This is a genomic window from Streptomyces pactum, from assembly GCF_016031615.1.
Classification (GTDB): Bacteria; Actinomycetota; Actinomycetes; order Streptomycetales; family Streptomycetaceae; genus Streptomyces; species Streptomyces pactus.
In genome coordinates this window covers 6,165,610-6,185,452 of sequence record NZ_JACYXC010000001.1, presented here as the reverse complement: position 1 = coordinate 6,185,452, position 19,843 = coordinate 6,165,610, and the positions used below count along the sequence as shown (strand labels likewise).

At 76.4% G+C, this 19,843-nt stretch carries 17 protein-coding genes and 1 pseudogene; 4 read left to right on the top strand and 14 right to left on the bottom strand.

The window, feature by feature from the left end; all coding sequences use genetic code 11:
• Window positions 1–245 precede the first annotated feature (245 nt).
• The 3 genes from IHE55_RS24410 to IHE55_RS24400 form a co-directional block, all read right to left on the bottom strand.
• A complete protein-coding gene (locus IHE55_RS24410) occupies window positions 246–1,274 on the bottom strand; it encodes a methyltransferase (protein WP_197992223.1) in 1,029 nt (342 codons plus the stop codon).
• A 55-nt stretch (window positions 1,275–1,329) separates the two neighbouring features.
• Window positions 1,330–2,622: a right-handed parallel beta-helix repeat-containing protein gene (locus IHE55_RS31715; protein WP_232265682.1), complete on the bottom strand. Its 1,293-nt coding sequence runs from the start codon at window positions 2,620–2,622 to the stop codon at window positions 1,330–1,332.
• A gap of 124 nt (window positions 2,623–2,746) precedes the next feature.
• A complete protein-coding gene (locus tag IHE55_RS24400; RefSeq protein ID WP_197990985.1) occupies window positions 2,747–3,961 on the bottom strand; it encodes an aminotransferase class I/II-fold pyridoxal phosphate-dependent enzyme in 1,215 nt (404 codons plus the stop codon).
• A 619-nt stretch (window positions 3,962–4,580) separates the two neighbouring features.
• On the opposite strand from IHE55_RS24400, the gene IHE55_RS24395 reads away from it, so the two are divergent.
• Window positions 4,581–5,141, top strand: coding sequence for a type 1 glutamine amidotransferase domain-containing protein (locus IHE55_RS24395; protein ID WP_197992221.1), 561 nt, complete (start codon window positions 4,581–4,583; stop codon window positions 5,139–5,141).
• Window positions 5,142–5,564: 423 nt separating this feature from the next.
• Here IHE55_RS24395 and IHE55_RS24390 read toward each other — a convergent pair whose 3' ends face one another.
• A complete protein-coding gene (locus tag IHE55_RS24390; protein ID WP_197990984.1) occupies window positions 5,565–6,152 on the bottom strand; it encodes a TIGR03086 family metal-binding protein in 588 nt (195 codons plus the stop codon).
• Between the two features lie 235 nt (window positions 6,153–6,387).
• Here IHE55_RS24390 and IHE55_RS24385 point away from each other — a divergent pair, with 235 nt between their 5' ends.
• Complete coding sequence (locus tag IHE55_RS24385) at window positions 6,388–6,765, top strand: DUF2795 domain-containing protein (protein ID WP_197990983.1); 378 nt, start codon at window positions 6,388–6,390, stop codon at window positions 6,763–6,765.
• A 286-nt stretch (window positions 6,766–7,051) separates the two neighbouring features.
• On the opposite strand, the gene IHE55_RS24380 is transcribed toward IHE55_RS24385, so the two are convergent.
• The gene (locus tag IHE55_RS24380) at window positions 7,052–8,434 is read right to left on the bottom strand and encodes a sulfite oxidase (protein WP_197990982.1); all 1,383 of its coding nucleotides are present in this window, start codon (window positions 8,432–8,434) and stop codon (window positions 7,052–7,054) included.
• 233 nt (window positions 8,435–8,667) lie between these two features.
• Here IHE55_RS24380 and IHE55_RS24375 point away from each other — a divergent pair.
• Both IHE55_RS24375 and IHE55_RS24370 read left to right on the top strand, forming a co-directional pair.
• A pseudogene (locus tag IHE55_RS24375) lies at window positions 8,668–9,471 on the top strand (class I SAM-dependent methyltransferase); the annotation flags it as partial.
• Window positions 9,472–9,806: 335 nt separating this feature from the next.
• Window positions 9,807–10,157 (top strand): VOC family protein, encoded by a 351-nt coding sequence (locus IHE55_RS24370; RefSeq protein WP_197990981.1) that lies wholly within the window; start codon window positions 9,807–9,809, stop codon window positions 10,155–10,157.
• A 96-nt stretch (window positions 10,158–10,253) separates the two neighbouring features.
• On the opposite strand, the gene IHE55_RS24365 is transcribed toward IHE55_RS24370, so the two are convergent.
• From IHE55_RS24365 to IHE55_RS24325, 9 genes are all read right to left on the bottom strand, one after another.
• The gene (locus IHE55_RS24365; RefSeq protein WP_197990980.1) at window positions 10,254–11,249 is read right to left on the bottom strand and encodes an MBL fold metallo-hydrolase; all 996 of its coding nucleotides are present in this window, start codon (window positions 11,247–11,249) and stop codon (window positions 10,254–10,256) included.
• Between the two features lie 349 nt (window positions 11,250–11,598).
• Window positions 11,599–11,769: a hypothetical protein gene (locus IHE55_RS24360; protein ID WP_232265681.1), complete on the bottom strand. Its 171-nt coding sequence runs from the start codon at window positions 11,767–11,769 to the stop codon at window positions 11,599–11,601.
• A 49-nt stretch (window positions 11,770–11,818) separates the two neighbouring features.
• Window positions 11,819–12,856: an aldo/keto reductase gene (locus tag IHE55_RS24355; RefSeq protein WP_197990979.1), complete on the bottom strand. Its 1,038-nt coding sequence runs from the start codon at window positions 12,854–12,856 to the stop codon at window positions 11,819–11,821.
• A 231-nt stretch (window positions 12,857–13,087) separates the two neighbouring features.
• A complete protein-coding gene (locus tag IHE55_RS24350; RefSeq protein ID WP_197990978.1) occupies window positions 13,088–13,654 on the bottom strand; it encodes a GNAT family N-acetyltransferase in 567 nt (188 codons plus the stop codon).
• Between the two features lie 268 nt (window positions 13,655–13,922).
• Window positions 13,923–14,177 carry a LapA family protein gene (locus IHE55_RS24345; protein WP_197990977.1) on the bottom strand — a complete coding sequence of 85 codons (255 nt, stop codon included), beginning with the start codon at window positions 14,175–14,177 and terminating at the stop codon, window positions 13,923–13,925.
• A gap of 119 nt (window positions 14,178–14,296) precedes the next feature.
• A complete protein-coding gene (locus IHE55_RS24340) occupies window positions 14,297–15,013 on the bottom strand; it encodes a 4'-phosphopantetheinyl transferase family protein (protein ID WP_197990976.1) in 717 nt (238 codons plus the stop codon).
• Between the two features lie 487 nt (window positions 15,014–15,500).
• Window positions 15,501–17,564, bottom strand: coding sequence for a prolyl oligopeptidase family serine peptidase (locus IHE55_RS24335; protein ID WP_197990975.1), 2,064 nt, complete (start codon window positions 17,562–17,564; stop codon window positions 15,501–15,503).
• A gap of 3 nt (window positions 17,565–17,567) precedes the next feature.
• Complete coding sequence (locus IHE55_RS24330; RefSeq protein WP_197990974.1) at window positions 17,568–18,902, bottom strand: M20/M25/M40 family metallo-hydrolase; 1,335 nt, start codon at window positions 18,900–18,902, stop codon at window positions 17,568–17,570.
• Window positions 18,895–19,728, bottom strand: a complete 834-nt coding sequence (locus IHE55_RS24325; protein ID WP_197990973.1) for a M55 family metallopeptidase — start codon at window positions 19,726–19,728, stop codon at window positions 18,895–18,897. Before IHE55_RS24325 ends, IHE55_RS24330 begins: the two co-directional genes overlap by 8 nt.
• Window positions 19,729–19,843 lie beyond the last annotated feature (115 nt).

The window sequence follows — 19,843 nt, the reverse complement described above, 5'->3', positions numbered from 1 at the left end:
GACCGGACCGGCACGGACCGGCCGCACGACGCCGGCCGTGGGAGGCGGCACGGGCACGGCGGACGGACAGGGCGGACCGGCACGGCGGACGGACACGACGGACCCGCACGACGGACGGATACGGCGGACCCGCACGACGGACCTGGCGGTCCGGCACGGCGGACGGCAGCGGTGCGGCCCCGGGAGCCGGTGGTTCGGATCTCCCGGGGCCGCACCGCCGTGCGCCGCCGCGCGGCCGGACCGGTTCAGCCGGCGGCGGCCTCCTCCGCCGGCACCGGACGGCCGGTCACGGTGCCGTGGAAGGCGTGCAGGTAGGCGTTGACCGGTTGGACCTCGCCCACCTCCAGCCCGGCCTCGGCCATGCGGGCCAGCAGGCTCCCGGTGGTGTGCTTGCGCCCGCCCACGTTGAGGAGCAGCAGCAGGTCCATGGCGGTGGTGAACCGCATCGAGGGGCTGTCGTCCACGAGGTTCTCGACGACCACCACCCGGGCCCCGGGACGTGCGGCGGCGACCACGTTGCGCAGGGTGCGCCGGGTGCTGTCGTCGTCCCATTCCAGGATGTTCTTGATGAGGTAGAGGTCCGCCGCGACGGGGATGTCCCGGCGGACGTCCCCCGGCACCAGCTTGGCCCGGTCGGCGAGCGCGCCGCCGGGCCGCAGCCGGGGGTCGGCGCCCGCGACGACCCCGGGCAGGTCGAGCAGGGTGCCGTGCAGCGCCGGGTACTTCTCCAGCAGCGCGGCCAGGACGTGGCCCTGGCCGCCGCCGATGTCGGCGACGTGGCCGACTCCGCCCAGGTCGAGCAGGTCCGCCACGTCCGCCGCGGACTGCCGGCTGGAGGCGGTCATGGCCCGGTCGAAGACCCGTGCGGACTCCGGCGCGTCCTCGTGCAGGTAGGGGAAGAACTCCTTGCCGTACAGCGAGGTGAAGACCTGGCCGCCGGAGCGCACCGCCTGGTCCAGCAGGGGCCACGCCTGCCAGGTCCAGGGCTCGGTGCACCACAGGGCGATGTGGTGGAGGCTGCCCGGCGCGTCCTCGCGGAGCAGCCGGGACATCTCCGTGTGGGCGAACCGGCCGTCCGCCGTCTCGGCGAAGACCCCCTCGCAGGCGAGCGCACGCAGCAGGCGGCGCAGCGCCCCCGCGTCGGCCCCCACGGCGGTGGCCAGGTCCTCTGCGGTGGCGGGGGCCTCGCCCAGCGCGTCCGCCACACCCAGCCGGGCCGCGGCGCGCACGGCGGCGGCCCGCGCCGCCCCGAACACGATCTCGCGCAGCCGCATCCCGGACTGCGGTGGGGCCGGCTGTGCGGCTGCCACGGTGGGTGCGGCGGTCACCTCAGCACCACCCCTGCGGTACGGAGCGGTCGCAGCGGTTGCCGGTGAAGGCGTTGCCGGGACCGCGGTCCTGGTCGGCCAGGTCGGCGGGGGTGTTGCCGCGCACTTCGTTGCCGCTGACGGTGTTCCGCGCGTTGGGCGCGCCGGTCATGCTCTTGAAGAGCACCACGCCGCCGGACATCGGCGAGCTGCCGGTGTGGCCGCGCACCTCGTTGTCGGTGACCCGGGTCTCCTCCACGCCGGTGAGCAGGATGCCCGTGCCCTCGATGATGGGCAGGCGGGCGGTCGCCGGGCAGTGACGGTTGTTGTGGTGGACGGTGTTGCGGGTGATGGTGAGCGCGCCGCCGCGCGGGGTGGACTCGTCGCCGACGACGAAGACACCGCCGCAGTTGTCGTTCACCGTGTTCCGCTCCACGGTCAGGTTCCTGGTGCGGCGGAGCACCACGCCGATCCGGTTGCCGGAGAGCTTGTTGCTCTTGATCACGGCACCGCGGGTGTCGAGGGCGCCGCCCTCCGCGTCGGTCATGTTGGCGAGGAAGATGCCCGACTCGGCGTTGTGGCGGGCCTCGTTGCCGCGCAGGTCGCCGCGGACCGAACGTTCCTGGCTGATGCCGTGGCGGCCGTTGTGCACCGCCCGCACCCCGTGCACGCTCATCCGGTCGGTGCGGTTGCCCCGGATCCCGTCGCCGCGGAAGCCGGAGACGGTCAGGGTGCGGATGGCGACGTCGTCCACCGGCCGGCGCTCGGTACCGGTGACGCAGATGCCGTGTCCGGCGGCGGCGCAGGTCTCGGCCTTGGCGCCGCCCCCGTTCCGGGGCGTGGCGGCGGTACCGCGTCCGGTCCCCGCGGCGGCACCGCCGGTCCGGCCGCCGGATTCCTTCCGGGCCTCCGAGTCCTTCCGGGTGCCGGAGTCCTTCCGGGAGTCGGATTCCTTCCGGGCGCCTGAGCCCGGGCTGCCGTCGGGGTCCTTGCGGACGTCCGAGCCCGTCCGGCCGTCGGAACCCGGTCCGCTCCCGCTGCCGGGCGGCATCAGCACGGTGGCCCGGCCCGAGCCGCGCAGGGTCAGTCCGGACACGGTGATGTGGACGCTCTCCCGGTAGACGCCCGGCAGCACCAGCACGGTGTCCCCGGGGCGGGCGGCGTCCACCGCCGCCTGGATGGACTGCCCGGGCCGGACGGTGTGGCGTGCCGGGTGGTGGTCGGGCGTGGCGCTCGCCGCGGCCGGGACGAGCGCGGCTTCCAGGACGGCGAGCGTGGCGAGGGGCGCGACATGGCGCAGGTGTCGTATGTACATGCCTGGAAGCTAAGAGTCAGCGCGGCAATTCGCCACTTATGTCCGCATCAGGAGTGAGGGCGGTCCGCGCCGGCCGGCACCCCGTACCCCCGCCCCGCACCCACCGGCCGGGGACGCCGCCGGCTCACCCCGGGCGCGCGGCGGACAGCTCCGTGACCACCTCGGCCAGACGGTCCAACGCCGCGCGCACGTAAGGGAGTTCGGTGGGATCGGGGGACTCGGCGGCGGTGCGCCGCCGCCGCTCGTCGGCGCCCAGCAGCGGGGCCAGCGGCAGCCGCGCCCGCAGCGCGTCGGGGGCGTCACCGAAGAGGTGACCGCCGGCCACCGGCATGTCCAGCCACCGGGTGAGGTGGTCGGCGAGTTCCACCGAGTCGGTGACGCCCCGGCGCTCCAGAGCCGGCCGCAGCTCGGACAGGTCGGCGTACAGGTGGCGGCCGGCCCGCGGCGGCAGCCCGAGCACCCCGGCGCCGGTGAGGTCCCGGTACGCCGCCGCGCCGACCGCCCGGTACGCCGCCGCCGCGGCGGCCGCCCGGCTCCGCACGCTCTCCGGCTCGTCGAGGGCGTACGCGGCGGCGGCGGAGACCGGGGCGGAGAGCGTGCCGCGGACCGCGGCGAGCATGGCCAGCGCGCGGGAGCGCAGCCCGGCGCCGTCCGGGGTGTCCGGGAACCGCGCCACCGCGGCGGGCCAGCCCGCGGGCAGCAGCGCCCCGGCCAGGTCGCTGAGCACCACCACCCGGTCCGGCAGCATCTCGGCGGGGCTGACGAGCACCGTGCCGTGCGGTTCGGGCACGGTGTCCCGCCAGGTCTCGTCGCTCACCACGAGCATCCCCTCGGCCACCGCCGCCTCGCACACCTCGTGCAGCAGCTCGGGCGGCGGGACGGTGCCGGTGGGGTCGTCGGCGACCGACAGCACCAGCACCCGGGGCTCGCCGCCCTCGGCGCGTACCCGGCGCACCGTCTCCAGCAGCGCGAAGGGATCGGGCACCCCGCCGCACTCGGCCGGCACCGGCGCCCGGTAGGCGGGCCGCCCGGCGAGCCGGGCCAGGGGTTCGTACCATCCGGCGCAGGGGCGGCTGAGCAGGACGTCGCCGCCGGCCGCGGCGAACAGCGCGAGCAGCAGCGGCTGGGCGCCGGGGGCGGCGAGGACGCGGTCGGCCGTGGCGTCCACCCCGCGGCGCGCCCAGTAGCCGACGGCCGCGTCCCGCAGCGCGGCGCCGCCGCCGACCGGGGCCGGCGCGGTGTCCTCCGCGGCCCCGGTGAAGCGTGCGGCGAGGTCCGGCAGCACCGGCAGGCCGCCGTCTGGTTCGGCGGGGGCCGGGATCGGTGGGTGCGACTGCATACGGATGCCCCTTCTCCCTGCGACTCGTCCCTGCGACCACGGTTGCGGGTCCGTCCACCTTGGCAGACCGGCCCGGCCGGCCGGGCGGCCGACACGGGGCGGCCCGGTCGCGGAGGCGGGTTTCGGACACCGCCGTCCGGCAACCCGAGGAGTGGGACGCCGGGGGCGCCGGGGCGTGCCCGCACCCCCGCGGCGCGTGGCCGACGCCGGGTACCGGACCCGTTGGGCTCCGGGTCCGGCCGCGGCGCCGGGCGCCGCGGCGGTGCGGGGGCGACGGGGACGCGCGGTGGTCGCGGTGCGTTCCGTGCGGTGCCCCGGTCCGGCGTGGTGCCGGGCCCCGGCCGCGCGGTGCGGACGGTGAACAGGCGCCGCCGGCACCGGACGGTTCCGGTCGCGCACGGCGGCGTGCCATGTGGCCGCGTGCCGCGGTGGGCAACCCGCCCGCGCGGCGGTGCCCGTGACCGCACGGCGGTGCGCGCGGCGCCACCGGCCGCGGACCCGGACCGGGCATGTCCCGCCACGCGCCGGACCCGGAGCGTCGCGCGGCGCCCCGGCCCCGAACGACGCGCGCCCGACCCGACGGCGCGCGCCGAACACCGAACGAGAGGACGTGACATCCATGAAGGTCGCCTTTCTCGTCGCCCCGGAAGGGGTCGAGCAGGTCGAGCTGACCGATCCGTGGGAGGCCGTGAAGGCCGGGGCGGGCAACCCCGTCCTGGTGTCCACCGCACCCGGCACGATCCAGGCGTTCAACCACCTGGACAAGGCCGACACCTTCCCGGTGGACACCGTGGTCTCCGACACCTCGGCCCGGGAGTTCGACGCCCTGGTGCTCCCCGGCGGCGTCGCCAACCCGGACCAGCTGCGCACCGACAAGGGCGCGGTCGCCTTCGTCCGCGACTTCTTCGACGCGGGCAAGCCGGTCGCCGCGATCTGCCACGCGCCCTGGACGCTGGTGGAGGCCGATGTGGTGCGGGGCCGCACCCTCACCTCCTGGCCGAGCCTGCGGACGGACATCACCAACGCGGGCGGCCAGTGGGTGGACGAGCAGGTCAAGGTCTGCGAGGCCGGTCCCAACACCCTGGTCACCAGCCGCAAGCCGGACGACCTGCGCGCCTTCCACGAGACCTTCCTCCAGGTGTTCGACAAGGCGGTGCAGTCCGCCCAGTCGGCCCTGTAGCGCGGCCACGCACGCCGCCCGGCGTGCCGCCCCCGCCGTCACCGTCCGCCCGGTCCGGCCGGGCGGACGGTGGCATGGGGTATGCCCGGGCCGTCGGCGCCGGCGGCCCGCAGCCGCGAGGCGCCGCACCGTGGGGCCGGTTTCTCACGGGCGGGCCCGGCCGGGACCGGGCAAGGCGGACCGGCTCGGGCGCGACGTCGGCCGGCTCGGGCGCGACGTCGGCCGGCTCGGGCCCGACGGCCGGGGCCCCGGCCCCACGGGCCGGGCGCAGGGCACGACGCCCGTCGGGCCGGGCTCGGACGCGAGGCCCGTCGGGTTCAGGCGTGACGCCGTCCGGGCGCAGGCGCGACGAGGCGCGAGGCCCGTCGGGGCTCAGGCGGGACGCCGTCGGGGCGCAGGCGCGACGAGGCGGCCCGTCGGGACTCAGGCGCGGCGGCCCAGCAGGGCGAGGAGTTCGGCCTGGGCGTCCGCCCCGGGAGGCGGTTCGACCGGGGCGGCGAACAGTCCGCTCTGCTCCAGGCCGCCGGCGTAGGGCGCGACCTCCCGCGCCGTGAAGGCGACCAGTTCCTCGGGGATCCGCTCGTCCGCGCCGATGCCGCGCGCCAGGTCCCAGGCGTGCACCACCGCGTCCGCGGTCATCTGCGAGCAGTAGTCGCGCGCCGGGGTCTCCCCGTACGACAGCTGGACGGTCCGGTCGAGCGCCCCGGTGGTGTGGAACGCGTCGCGGGCCGCCCCGGCCGCACGGTCCCACGCGGCCACCGGGTCGTCGCCGAGCACGTCGCCCTCGAAGGCGTCGCCCTGCTCCTCGATGGTGCTGCCCTCCAGCAGCAGCGGGGGCACCCAGAGCTGCTCGACGGTCAGGTGGTTCACCAGGTCCCGTACCGACCACTCGGTGCACGGCGTCGGCGCGTCCCACTGCCCCGGCCGCACGGCGTGCACCCGGTCGGAGAAGAACTCCAGGGCCTCGTCGTACCGGGCGAGCAGCGTGTTCGGTGCGATGCGGTCAGCCATGCCCCCATTGTCGCCGGGCCCCGCCCGCCCGGCGAGGCGAGCCGCGCGCGATGCCGGGGTCGGGCCCGGCCGTGTGGTCGGTCGTGTGGCCGGCCGCCGAACGGGTACCCGGGCCCCACGCGCGACCATGCCCGCGCCGGCCCGGCGCCCGACCCGCCGACCCGGCGCCCGACCCGGCGGGCGGCGGACGGGACGCGGGCGGTGGACCCGGCGCCCGAGCGAGAGGAGGACGGTCATGCAGCGAGGCAGTGACCGGTTGAGTCCGCGCCAGGACGAGGAGAGGAAGCACGAGCTGGACGGCCTGCTGAGGTCCGGGCACCCCACCAGGTCCGAGGAGTGGCACGACCCGGAGCCGGGGGCGGACGACGACCCGAGCCCGGGCGTCGGGCCGGCCTCCCGGCCGGGTACCAGCGGCGGTTACGAGGCGATGCGCTTCGAACTCGCCCGTCAGCTGGGGCGCACCCCGTTCCCGGCCAAGCGCGGCGCGCTGCTGCGCATGCTCCACGAGCGGCACGCACCGGACCAGGTGATCGAGATGGTGGAGTCGCTGCCGCCGGACCGCACCTACCGCACGGTCGAGGACGTCGCCTCCGACGTCAGCCGGCGCCGCTGAGCGGCCGGCCGGATGCCGGCCCGGCCGGCGGGCCCGCCGGCTCCCCTCCCGGCCGGGCCCGCCGTTTCCTGCCCGGCCCGCCGGATCCCGTCCGGTGGGGATCCGCCCGGCGGATCCCCAAGGGGGACGGGGGGCCCTGCGGGCGCCCGCCCCTTCCCCCGGTCGCCCTGCCGCCTCGGCCCCCTCGGCCCTCGGTCCCTCGACCGGACGGCCCGACGGACTCTCCGGCCGGCCCGGCCGGCGGAGCTTCCCGGCCGGGCCGGCCCGCAGACCGGCGACCGCTTCCTCAGACCACCTCGACCAGGTGGCGGACCACCGCGTCGAAGAGGTAGCCGTGGGTGTTGTACACCGCCCGGTCCGGCTGGGTGCGGCCGGCCGCGTCGGTGGCCCGGGCCAGCAGGGCGGCCGTCCCCTGGTGGCGCGGCAGCCAGTCGGCCGTCCAGCGCACCCAGTCGCCGGCCCGGGGCCGGTCCAGCAGCCGGGCCTGCCTCCACCGCGCGCCCCCGTCGAAGCTCACCTCCACGCTCCGCACCGGGGCCGCCCCCGACCAGGAGCGCCCGGTGAGCCGGTGGGTGCGGCCGGCGGCGAACCGCTGGTGCGGATCCAGTTCGAAGGCGCTGCGCACTCCGGCCCGGGTCAGCGGTGCGCCCCCCTCGGGGTGGGCCGGGCCGAACAGGCGGTACATCCGGGTGTTCCACGGGGAGTACAGGGGTTCCGCGGAAACCTCGATGTCCCCGACCCACTTGATCGACGCCACCCCGTTCCAGGAGGGGACGAGGACCCGCACCGGGTGGCCGTGGTCGTGGGGCAGCGGCTCCCCGTTCATCTCGTAGGCGAGCAGCACGTCGCTCAGCGCCTTGGCGACCGGCAGCGGCCGGCGGACCGGGCCCAGGTTGACGCCGTCGCTGAGGTAGTCGTCGTCCAGCCCGCGCGGCATCACGTCCACGGCCCGCTCCAGCAGGCCGGCGCGGCGCAGCACGGTGGCGAGCGGCACCCCGCGCCAGCGCGCCGAGCCGATGGCCCCCAGCGTCCACGGGGTGCCGCTCACCGGTTCGCCCTGCTGGGTGGCGAAGTAGCCGCGCCCGTTGCCCGCGCACTCCACGAACGCGGAGCGGGTCACCGAGGGCAGCGAGCGCAGCTCCTCGTACCCGATCTCGACGGCCCGGTCGTACGTCGGGGCCCCGCGCAGCCCGCTCCCCCACAGCCTCAGCCGCCAGCGGGCCGCGTCCAGCCGCGGGGTGGCGACGTGGTTGCGGACGAAGAAGCGGTCGAGGGGGGTGTGCGGTCCGGTGCCGCGCAGCGCGCTCCACCGGGTCTCGGCGTTGGTGTCGCGCACCACGAACCACTCCGCGGGCAGCGGCTTGACGATGCCCGGGGCGGCGGCCGCGCGGCCCCGCGCGGCGCCCGCGGCGCGGGGGGCGCCTCCGGGCGTGGCGGAGGAGGCGGCACGCCCGGACGCGTGGGCGGGGTGGCCGGACGCGGCCGCGGCGCCGGTGGCGCCGAGGGCCGGGAGCGCCGCCGCGGCCGGGGCGGCGGCCAGCAGCCGCAGCAGCTCACGGCGGCCGAACCCGTCGGCCCTGGCGGTCCCGGCGAGCCACTGGCGCAGCCTCACCCGGTCGTAGTCGGCCTCGTCCGGGGCGGCCGGGACGTGCGGGGGGAAGGAGGTCATGGTCTCTCCCGGGGGAAGGTGGGGCCGGCGCGGAGCGCCTCGGGTCGCGGGCTCGCACGGCCACGGCGGGGGCACGTGTGACCGGGCGCGCACGGAAGGTAGCGGCGAGGTTCGCCGCGATGCACCGAGCCACGCCGCGCGTACCGGAATACGAGACGCAGTTCTCACCACGCGAGACGCCCGCGTACCGTGGCGGCACACCGGACAACCCGCCGGGGAAGGGGAGAACCGTCATGCCGCAGGAGACCGCCGTCTACACCCACGGGCACCACGCATCGGTGCTGCGTTCGCACACCTGGCGCACCGCCGCCAACTCCGCCGGATACCTCCTGGGCGAGCTGCGGCCGGGGATGTCACTGCTGGACATCGGCTGCGGGCCGGGGACCATCACCGCCGATCTGGCGGAGCTGGTGGCCCCCGGGCAGGTGACCGCGGTGGACGCCGCGGCCCCGGTGCTGGCGCGGGCGCGCGCGGTGGCCGAGGAGCGCGGGCTGAGCGGAATCCGGTTCGCGGTCGCCGACGTGCACCGGCTCGGGATGCCCGACGGCACGTTCGACGTGGTCCACGCGCACCAGGTGCTCCAGCACCTGGCCGATCCGGTGGGCGCGCTGCGCGAGATGCGCCGGGTGTGCCGTCCGGGCGGGGTGGTGGCGGCCCGCGACTCCGACTACTCGGCGATGACCTGGTACCCGCTCGTCCCCGGGCTGGACGAGTGGCGGGCGCTGTACCTGCGGGTCGCGCGCGCCGGCGGCGGCGAGCCGGACGCCGGGCGCCGGCTGCTCTCCTGGGCCCGCCGGGCGGGCTTCACCGACGTCACCGCGACCGCCGCCACCTGGTGCTACAGCACCCCCGAGGAACGCGCCTGGTGGAGCGGGCTGTGGGCGGAACGCACGGTGGAGTCCCGTTACGCGCGGCTGGCGGTCGACGGCGGGCACGCCACCGCGGCGGACCTGCGGCGGATCGCCGGCGCCTGGCGGGAGTGGGGTGCCCGGGAGGACGGCTGGTTCGCGGTGCTGCACGGGGAGGTGCGCTGCCGTACCGCCCCCGGCCGGCGCCACGCCCTGACGGCACCGGCCGGCGCCGGACCGGACCCGGCCCGCCCGCCCGCTCCGCCCGCCCCCGGGCGCCCGGCACGCGTTTCAGGACCCGCCGGGGTCCCACCGGGCCCGCCAGGCCCGGGACCCACCAGGCCCGTCCGCCCGGTCCGTCCGCCCGGTCCGTCCGCCCGGTCCGTCCGCCCGGTCCGTCCGCCCGGTCCGTTCCTCACGGAGGGGGCCGGCGGCGGGTCCGGGGCGCCGTACCGGAGGGGTACGGCGCACCAAGGGCGGCAACCGGCGGATACCGGCGGGGCACACCAACTAGGCTCCCCCGTATGGACATTCTGGGGACCTCTCTGCGGGTGTGCGTCGATGACCTGGACAAGGCGGTCGCGGTCTACGAACGGTTGACCGGGGCCGAGGCGGTCCGCTTCCAGCGCGGTGGCGTCTCGGTCGCGGCGGTCGGCTGCTTCTTCCTGATGAGCGGTCCGGAGGCGGAGCTGTCGATCCTCCGGAAGATCACCGCGACGCTCGCGGTACGGGACGTGGACGAGGCGGTCACCGATCTGACGGCGGTGGGCGCGGACATCATCGCCGGCCCGCTCCCCACACCGATCGGGCGCAACCTGGTGGCCCGTCACCCGGACGGCTCGGTCTTCGAGTACGTCGACCGTCGCTCCGCCTGACCACCGGGAGCCGGTCCCGGCCGGGGCACGGCCGCCGCCCCGAACCGGTCCTGCCCGGTCCCGCCCGGCCGGGAACCCGGGCCCCCGGGTGGTGGGTCAGGACCAGCGGTAGGTCGTGCTGCGGTCGGGCACCACGATCCGGGACTCCGGGGCCGCCTCGCGCAGCTGGGCCACGAAGCGGTCCAGGTCCACCGTGGGGTCCGCACGCACCGGGTCGTCCAGCGGGGTCTCGAAGTCGTCCCAGTGCACCGGCACCACCGTGCGCGGCCGGCCCAGGGCGGTCATCAGCCGGGACGCGTACCGGTGGGTGGCGGAGGTGGCGGGGGTCGCCACCATGGCGATGTCCGGACGGACCCCCGCCACCTCCCGCTCGGCGAAGTCGCTGCCGCCCATCAGGAACACCGACGGGCCGCCGTCCGGCGTCACCTGGAAGGACAGCGTGTCGCCCTCGGGGAGGTCGGAGATGGTCCGGGGTCTGCGCGGCGGGGCGACCAGGGTGCCGGGCGCGAAGTAGGAGTGCCGGGCGTTGCGGCTGTGCCGGCCGGAGAAGACCTCCACCACGCATCCGTCGAAGTCCAGCACCTCACCGCCCTTGACGACGATCAACTGGCCGGCGTCCACGCCGAAGGCGCGCAGCAGGTGGTACGTCGTCTCGGTGCCGATCACCGGGGCGCCGGTGGAGCGGGCGATGTACGGCACGTCGTTGAGGTGGTCCCAGTGGCTGTGGCTGACCATCACCAGCTTCGGCCGGACCCCGCTCAGGTGCCGGTCGATCAGCGGCTCGTCCACCCGCAGCCGGGTGGCGGGGTCGAACGCGCCGGTGAACAGACCGGTGGGGAAACGGGTCAGGTACGGGTCGAAGAGTACGGTCCGGTCGCCGGAGCCGATGCGCCAGCCGGCCGTGCCGAACCAACGGAACTCGGCCGCCTCACCCCCTGCGGAGGCCGCGGCCGGGGGTCGCTCCCCGGCCGGGGCCGCGGTGGCCGACCGGTCCAGCAGGGACGCCCCGGCCGCCCCCGCCACCACGCCGCCCACGGCACCGGCCAGCAGCGAGCGCCGACGGATCACCTGTCGTTCGGTGGATTCGATCATGTGCTCAGCACAGCAGCCCGCCCCGCCCGCCGTCCAAGACCCACTCCCCACCCCGGTCATAGCCGGACGCCTATGACCGGGGGTTCGCCCCCGGTGCGGGGGGCACCACGGGACGGCGGACGGGGCCGGCCCGCCGGCCGTCGGACACCGGGCCGCGTCCGGTGTACCGGGCCGCGTCGCGGTGCACCGGGCCGCACGGCTGCGACACGTGGCCCGGTGCACCGCGTCCGGGCTGTGCCACCCGCGGTGCGGCCGGGGGGGCCGGCCCGACGCCCCTGGGACCACGGGCGGGCCTGCCACAGCCCCTGGAGGTACGCCCCCGGGGGCGGCGATGCGTGAACCGGCCGGGTCATGCCCCGTGGGCGTTCCGCAGGACCGCGGTGATCAGGGCGACGGCGAGAGGGGTGAGTGCTCTCGGGGATGCAGGGGAGCCAGTCCGGGAGGGCGTCGAAGCCGCCATGAGGTTCCAGACCTGCTGGGGGGAGGCGGGGACGACGCGGGAGACGGACGTGGACGCCATGGTGGTGCTCCTGGTGCCGCGTGTGGGGGGGAGGTGGGGGACGGAGCGGTCAGGGGGTGGCCGGGGGGCGCGGGCTCAGGCGTTGCCGGGGAGCAGGGGCGGCCGGACTGACCAGGCCGGCGGCGCGCAGCTCCGTCCAGAAGGCGGCCGGGATCGTCTCGTCGAGGGCGGCGGTGTCCTCGGTGATGCGGCTGGGCCGGGTGGCCCCGGGGATGACGGCGGCGGACACCGGGTGGGCGAGCGAGAACTGCAGGGCGGCGGCCTTGATGCTCACGCCGTGCTTCCCGGCGAGGGCCTTGAGCCGGCCGACCCGCTCGATGATGGCCGGCGGGGCCTGCTGGTACTCGAAGTGGGTGCCGCCGGCGAGGACGCCGGAGCTGTAGGGGCCGCCGACGACCATCTCCACGCCCTGTTCCTGGGCCATGGGGAGCAGCCGGGTGAGGGCGTGCTCGTGGTCCAGGAGGGTGTAACGGCCGGCGAGGAGGAAGCCGTCGGGCCGGGGCTCGTCGAGGGCGAGGGTCAGCTCGATGGGTTCGGTCTTGTTCACGCCCAGGCCCCAGGCCTTGATGACGCCCTCGTCACGCAGGCGGGACAGGACGCGGAAGGCTCCGGTGCGGGCTTCTTCGAACTTCTGGATCCAGGCGTCGCCGTAAAAGTCCTGGGCGATGTCGTGGACCCAGACGATGTCGAGCCGGTCGGCACCGAGGCGCTTGAGGCTGCCCTCGATGGAGCGCTCGGTGGCCTCGGCGGTCCACTCGTGGAGGACCTTGTTCGGGTTGCCGTGCTCGAACAGGCCGCCCTTCTCGCCGAAGTCGGGCACGTCGGTCTCGTGCTCGTCGAGGACGACCCGGCCGACCTTGGTGGACAGCACGTAGGAGTCCCGGGGCCTGGCCGCCAGAACCTGGCCGAGCCGCTCCTCGGCCAGGCCGGCGCCGTAGAAGGGGGCGGTGTCGTAGTAGCGGATGCCGTGGTCCCACGCGGCCTCGACCGTGGCGCGGGCCTCGTCGTCGGGGATCGCGCGGAACATGTTGCCGAGCGGGGCGGTGCCGAAGCCGAGACGGCCGGGAAGGAGGTTCTTCAGCGACATGAGGAGTGCCTTTGCGAGATGTGGGGGAAGGGGCCGCGGTGGCCCTTGCGAGCGCCGCATCTGAATGCAAGCGCGCCTTACGTGCACAGACAATAGTTGCAGGCGCCGACTAATGCAAGGGCCGTGTTTCGGCGTTCGCTCCGCGCTCGGCTCGTCAGCGCACCCGGTCCGGGCCACCGCGCGCCACGCACTCCGGTGCGACGCGCCGGACGGCGGCTCCGCGGGGCTCAGCTATCCCGGCCGGCCGGGGCCGCCCCGCGCGGCGGACAGCATGTCGGCGGTGATCGCCCAGCGTTCGTGGTCCCGCCACGCGCCGTCGATGAAGAGGAAGTCCGGTGAGAAGCCCTCCAGCCGGAAGCCGTGCCGTTGCACCAGGCCGATCGACGCGTCGTTGCCGGGCTGGATGTTGGCCTCCAGCCGGTGCAGGCCCAGCGGCCCGAAGGCGTACCGCAGCACCAGCCCGAAACCGTCGGACATGTGGCCGCGCCCGGCGTGGGGCGCGTACGCCCCGTAGCCGACCGCCCCGCACTGGAAGCCGTGCCGGACGATGTTGTTGATGTTGACGAAGCCGGCGATCTCGCCGGTCCCGGGCACGCAGACGACGAACCCCTCCCGGTCCGGCTGCTGGAGCAGGGCGAAGTGGCGTGCGAAGGCGTCCTCGGTGAGCGGAGGGAAGAGCCACGGCCGGTGCAGCGCCACGCTGTCCCGGGCCCGGCGGATCAGTTCCGCGCCGTCCCGGCGCTCGACACGGCGGATGGCGGCCCGGGCGGCCACCGCGAGATACGGGGAATCGGACATCGCGCCATCGTAGGGACCGCACCGGTGCCCCTGGCCCCGGCCGCCCCCGGACCGGCCGGCCGGCTCCGGACACTGTCGGCCCCGCACGGCCGCGGCCCCGGCCGGCCCTGCTCCGGACAGCCCCGGCACCGGACAGCCCCGGCCGCGGACAGCCCCGGCCGCGGCACCGCTCCACGGACGGCACCGCTCCGCTCGGGCCGGCGTGGTCCGGCGACGGCCTCGCGCACGCCGCGCCCCGGCCCCGCTCCGGGCCCCGGACCGGTGGACGTCAGCGGTGGCGGCGCCCGAAGAGGAACGCGCCGCAGAGGATGCCGATCAGCCACACGCCCAGCAGGGCCAGCCACAGCGGCATGGTCACCTCGGGCACGAGCAGCCGGATCTTGACCTTCCGGGTGTTCTGGAAGATGAAGACGAGCGCGAGGACCCCGATGACGAGCGTGGCGATCCGGGCGGGCGTGGCAAACCCCCGCGCGGTCTCCGGCGCGTGCCGGCCGTCGCCGGCCCGCTGTCTGCTGCGGCTCATGGCTGGACCTTCCGTGAGAGCCGGAGCGGCGGCCGGGCCGGACGACGCCCGGCCGCGCGCTGTCTCTGTGGGTCCAGCATGTTCGGCCCGGTGCGGCGTGCATCCCGGGCCGCCTCCGGCTACGCCGTCCGGGTGACGCCGAGGATCGCGTAGGCGGCGGCGTAGCCGGGGCTCACGTGGTCCAGCGACAGGTCGACCAGCGACCAGTCGCCCACCGGGACCGGGTCCGGGCCGGTGCCCACGTAGTCCAGCGCGGGGTCGCGGGACAGCCCGGTGCCCAGCCCCTTGAGATACGCCTCCTTACGGGTCCAGCAGCGGGCGAACGCCACGGGCCGGTCGGCCGCGGGCAGCCCCGCCAGCTCGGCGCGCTCCCGGGCGTGGAGGCTGGCGGTCACCTGGGCGACCGTCTCCGGCGACTGGAACTTCTCCACATCGGCACCGATGGGCGCATCCCCGAACGCGAAGAGCACCAGGTCACCGGCGTGGGACATGTTGAAGTGGAGCGGGGTGCCGGGCACCGCGGGCCGGCCGTGCGGTTCGCCGCAGCCGGGGCAGGGCTCCCGGATGAAGCGCACCGCGGCCGGGTCCAGGTCCAGGTACGCCCCCAGCAGCACCCGCAGCCCGGCGTGGGCGGCCCGGTACCGCTGCTGGTCCTCGGCCCGGTAGAAGCCGGCGGCCCGCTCCCGCTCGGCCGCGTCGAGCACCTTCTCCGGGTCCAGGCCCAGGGCGTCGCCGCAGTCGGGGACGCTGAGCACCCAGGACTGCGGCCGGCCCGGCCGGCCGGCGGTGACGGCCGCGGGCAGCGGATCGTGCCCCAGCACGCTGACATCGGTCATGGAATCGGTCTCCCCCAGTGCGTCGGAACGGCTGTGCCCTGGTGATCACGCTACCGTCGCCGGGCACCGGGCGGGGCGAGAGGTGCTCAAGTTCCCCTCGCCCAGGCTCGCTTGAGCAGGTCCACGCGGTACGCCCGCCGGTCGGGCCGCCGGTGCGCCCCGGGCACGCGGTACGCGGTGCGCCCGCCGGTCGGTCGGCCCGGGCCGGTGTGCCCCGGCCCGGGCCACACCGCCGTCCCGTCCCCGGTGCGCGTTCCTCGTCACGACTGCCGGGCGGCGGCCTCTCCGCCACGCCTCCACCGTCACGACTGCCGGAGGGGTGGGCCGGCAACCCGGCGCGGCCCGGGCGTGCGGGCCGGCACCCGGCCGGCCCCGGGCGCGCGGGCCGCCGGAGCCGGGGGCCGCAGGGCCGCCGGAGCCCGGAGCCGCGGGACAGCGGGACCGGCACTCCGGACCGGGACACCCGGCGGGGTGCCGACCGGCGCCCCTAGGTGGTCAGCGGGAGCACCGGCACATCGGTCCGCCCCAGGCCGAAGACCTGGTCGTACAGCGACAGTTCGGCCTCCAGGGCGCTCACCATCGTCTCCACCCGCCGGAAGCCGTGGCCCTCGCCGGCGAAGGTGAGGTACGCGTGCCGGACGCCGCGTCCGGCGATCGCGGACAGCAGCCGCTCGCACTGCACGGGCGGGCAGACCGGGTCCTCCAGCCCCTGGAGCAGCAGGAACGGTGCGCGGATACGGTCCGCGCGGCTCACCGGGGCGCGGTCGCGGTACCGCTCGGGCACCTCGGCGAGCGGTCCGATCAGGCTGTCCAGGTACCGGGACTCGAAGTCGTGGGTGCCGCCGTCCGCCCAGTCGGCGAGGTCCAGCACCGGGTAGATGATGGTGCCGCAGGCGTACACCGTGGTCGAGGCCAGCGAGGCGGCGGCGGTCCAGCCGCCGGCGCTGCCCCCGCGGATGGCCAGCCGGGCGCGGTCCGCGGTGCCCTCCTCGGCCAGCGCGGTCGCCACCGACGCGCAGTCCTCCACGTCCACCACGCCCCAGTTCCCCCGGAGCCGGTCGCGGTAGGCGCGGCCGTACCCGGTGGAGCCGCCGTAGTTGACCTCCGCGACCCCGATGCCGCGGGAGGTGAAGTAGGCGATCTCCAGGTCGAGGACGAGCGGAGACCGGCCGGTCGGGCCGCCGTGCGCCCACACCACGAACGGCGGGGCCTCGCCCTGCGGCCCGGTGTGGTCCGGGCTGTGCGGCAGGTGGATGTGGGCGTGCACCTCCCTGCCGTCCACGCCCTTGAACACCCGCGCCCGGGGCTCGGGGCAGTAGGCCGGGTCCACGACGTCACGGTGCTCGGCGCCGATGACCCGGGCCCGGCCGGTACAGGTGTCCAGCTCCACGACCTCGTAGCCGGTGCGCGGGCTCGCGGCGACCCCGATCACCCGGGTGCCGTGCACCGCGAGCGTGGGTTCCCACTCGGTCCACGGACCGGCCACGTCCACCAGGTCGCCGGTCTCCGGGTCGAGTATGCCCAGGTTGTTGCCGCCCAGGCCGTGGAGGACGGCGACCAGCCCGCTCTCCAGCGGGTGGCACCAGCGCTGCCCGGTGCGCCACAGCGGCCCGCCGAACTCCTCCTCGCGCGGGCACAGCGGGGTGCCGGGCACGGCGCCGTCCCCGGCCCGGGGCGTCGCCGTGGGGTCGGCGCGCCACAGGTTCCACCAGCCGGTGGCGTCGGAGACGTACAGCAGCGTGCCGTCGGGGGCCCAGGCGACCTGGGCCACCGCCTCGCCGCCGCCGGGTGCCCCGCCCCCGGCCGCCGTGCCGCCCGGGGCGGCGCCCACCGCCGACAGGTCGCCGAGCAGCGGCCGGGCCGCGCCGAAGGGGGCGCCGGGGGTCACCTCGGCGACCATCACCACCGTGCCGTCCCAGGGCATCCGCGGGTGGTCCCAGGCGATCCAGGCGGCCCGCCGTCCGTCCGGGGAGAGCTCCGGCCCGGTGACGAACCGGTGTGCCCCGTCGGAGAGCTCACGCACCGCGGCGCGGTCCTCGGCGGCCGAGCCGTCCAGCGGCACCGCGACGATCACCCGGCGCAGATCGGTGGGGCCGTCACCGGTGAACTCCTCCAGGACGCACCACACCTCGCCGCGCTCGGGGTGCAGCCGCAGGTCCACCCAGCGCAGGCCGCCGCCGACCGGGGAGAGCGGGGTCAGCGGCCGCGGCGTGCCGCCGCCGTCCGGCTCGAAGGCGTACATCCGCTGGTCGTCGAAGTGCACGAACACCACCAGCGGGCCGGTGCCGGGCCGCGCGGCGCCCGCCCACGGCGCCCCGCCGTACTCCATCACCCGGCTGCGCACGTTCCACGGCGCGGGCAGCGCGGACTCCTCGGTGCCGTCGGCGCGCCGCCGCACCAGGGTGCGCCGGCCGCCCTCGGCCGGGCGCGGCGCGGTCCACCACACCTCCTCGCCCACCACGCCCACGAACTCCGGCCTGCCGTCGTGGGACGCGGCGAGCGTGGCGTCGATCGGTGAACTCCAGGTCCCGTACGGGGCCGTGGACGCCATGGGTCATGCCTCCTGCAAGAAGTGGTCGAGTACCCGGACGCCGAAGTGCAGCGCCTCGACGGGGACCCGCTCGTCCACACCGTGGAAGAGCGCCTGGTAGTCGAAGCCCTCGGGGAGCTTCAGCGGGGAGAAGCCGTATCCGGCGATGCCCAGCCGGGAGAACTGCTTGGCGTCGGTGCCGCCGGACATGCAGTAGGGCACCACATGGCCGTCGGGGTCGAAGCGCTCCACCGCGGCCCGCATCGCCGCGAACACCGGGGTGTCCACCGGGGCCTGGAGGGCGGTCTCCCGGTGGTGGAAGTCCCAGTCCACACCGGGCCCGGTGAGCCGGTCGAGGGTGGCCCGGAACTCCTCCTCGCCGCCGGGCACCGTCCGCCCGTCGATGTACGCGGTGGCGCTGCCGGGGATGACGTTGACCTTGTAGCCGGCCTCCAGCACCGTCGGGTTGGTGCTGTTGCGTACGGTCGCCTCGACCAGCGCGGCGGCCGGGCCGAGCTTCTCCAGCAGCGCGTCCACATCGAAGTCGGGGGCCTCCGGCGCGGCCTCCACGCCCTGGAGCGCGGCCAGCTCCACCAGGGCGGCCCGGACCGTGGGCGTGAGCCGTACCGGCCACCGGTACTCGCCGATCCGTGCCACCGCCGCCGCCAGCCGGCTGACCGCGTTGGCGTGGTTGACCTTCGAGCCGTGACCGGCGGTGCCGCGGGCGGTGAGCCGGAGCCAGGCGGTGCCGCGCTCCCCCGCCGCGATCGGGTAGATCCGGCGGCCGGGTCCGGCGTGGAAGGTGTACGCCCCGGACTCGCTGATGCCCTCGGTGCAGCCCTCGAAGAGCCCGGCGTGCCGGTCGGCGAGGAAGCCGGAGCCGACGGCGGCGCTGTCCTCCTCGTCGGCGGTGAAGGCGAGCACGAGGTCCCGGCGGGGGCGCACCCCGGCCCGCGCCCAGGCACGCACCACGGCGAGGATCATCGCGTCCATGTTCTTCATGTCCACCGCGCCCCGGCCCCAGACCACGCCGTCCCGGATCTCCCCGGAGAACGGGTGCACGGTCCAGTCGGACGGCTCGGCGGGCACCACGTCCAGGTGGCCGTGGACCAGCAGGGCGCCGGCACCCGGGTCCCGTCCGGGCACCCGCGCCACCACGTTGGTGCGCCCCGGCTCGTCCTCCAGCAGGGTCGGGGCGATGTCCGCCTCGGCGAGCTTCTCGGCGACGTACTCGGCGGCCGGCCGCTCGCGGCAGTCGCCGCCGCCCCGGTTGGTGGTGTCGATGCGGATCAGCTCGGAGGTGAACCGCACCACCTCCTCCAGCGCCCGCGCGTCGATCGCTTCCTCACGGTCAGCCATATGCTTCCTCCACCGCTGCCGACACGACGGTGGTGACCGCCTTGAAGCACCGGATTCCCTCGTACATGGTCGGCGAGGTGTAGGCCACCCGCCGCTCGCCGCTGCGCTCCACCCCGGGGACGACGGTGGCCGCCCCGGCCAGGTGCTCGGCGTCGAACTCCAGCTCCACGGTGAACGGCCCGCCGCGCACCGGGTCGTGCCGCCGCGCCAGGGCCACCGCCTCCGCGGCCGCGGCGCGGATGTCGGCCGCGGTGCGCGCCGGGGTCCGGCAGACGGCCGCGTACCGCGACACGTAGTCCTTGACCGCCACCTTGCGGGCGTCGGGGGCGTACCCCTCGGCGTCCAGGCAGGTGCGGTCGTCCCCGGTGACCAGCACCACCGGGACCCCGAACTCGGCGACCACCAGGGCGTTCAGCCGGCCCTCGCTCGCCGGGACGCCGTCCACCCAGACCCCGGTGACGGAGTTGGCCAGGTAGGTGTGGGCGAGCACCCCCTCGGTGCCGGCCCCGGTGTGGTAGCCGACGAAGGCGATGCCGTCCACGTCACCGTGCTGCACGCCCTCCACCATGCTGAGGCTCTTGTGCCGGCCGGTGAGCATGGCCGCCCGCTCGTCCAGCTCCTCCAGCAGCAGGTTCCGCATGGTCCAGTGGGCCTCGTTGACGAGCACCTCGTCGGCGCCGCCGTCGAAGAAGCCGGTGATCGCCGCGCTGACGTCGGAGGTGAACAGCCGTCGGCAGCGCTGCCACTCCGGGGTGCCCGGCAGCACGTCGGCGGGCCAGGTGACACCGGTGGCGCCTTCCATGTCGGCGCTGATGAGGATCTTCACGCGGCACCGCTCCCGGCACCGGGGCGGCGGTGCGCGCCGGCCGCCGCGCGGCGGGGACCGGCGGTGTCCGGGGCACCGGGGGGCCGCGACGCGGGGGGCGGTCCCGGGGCCCCGG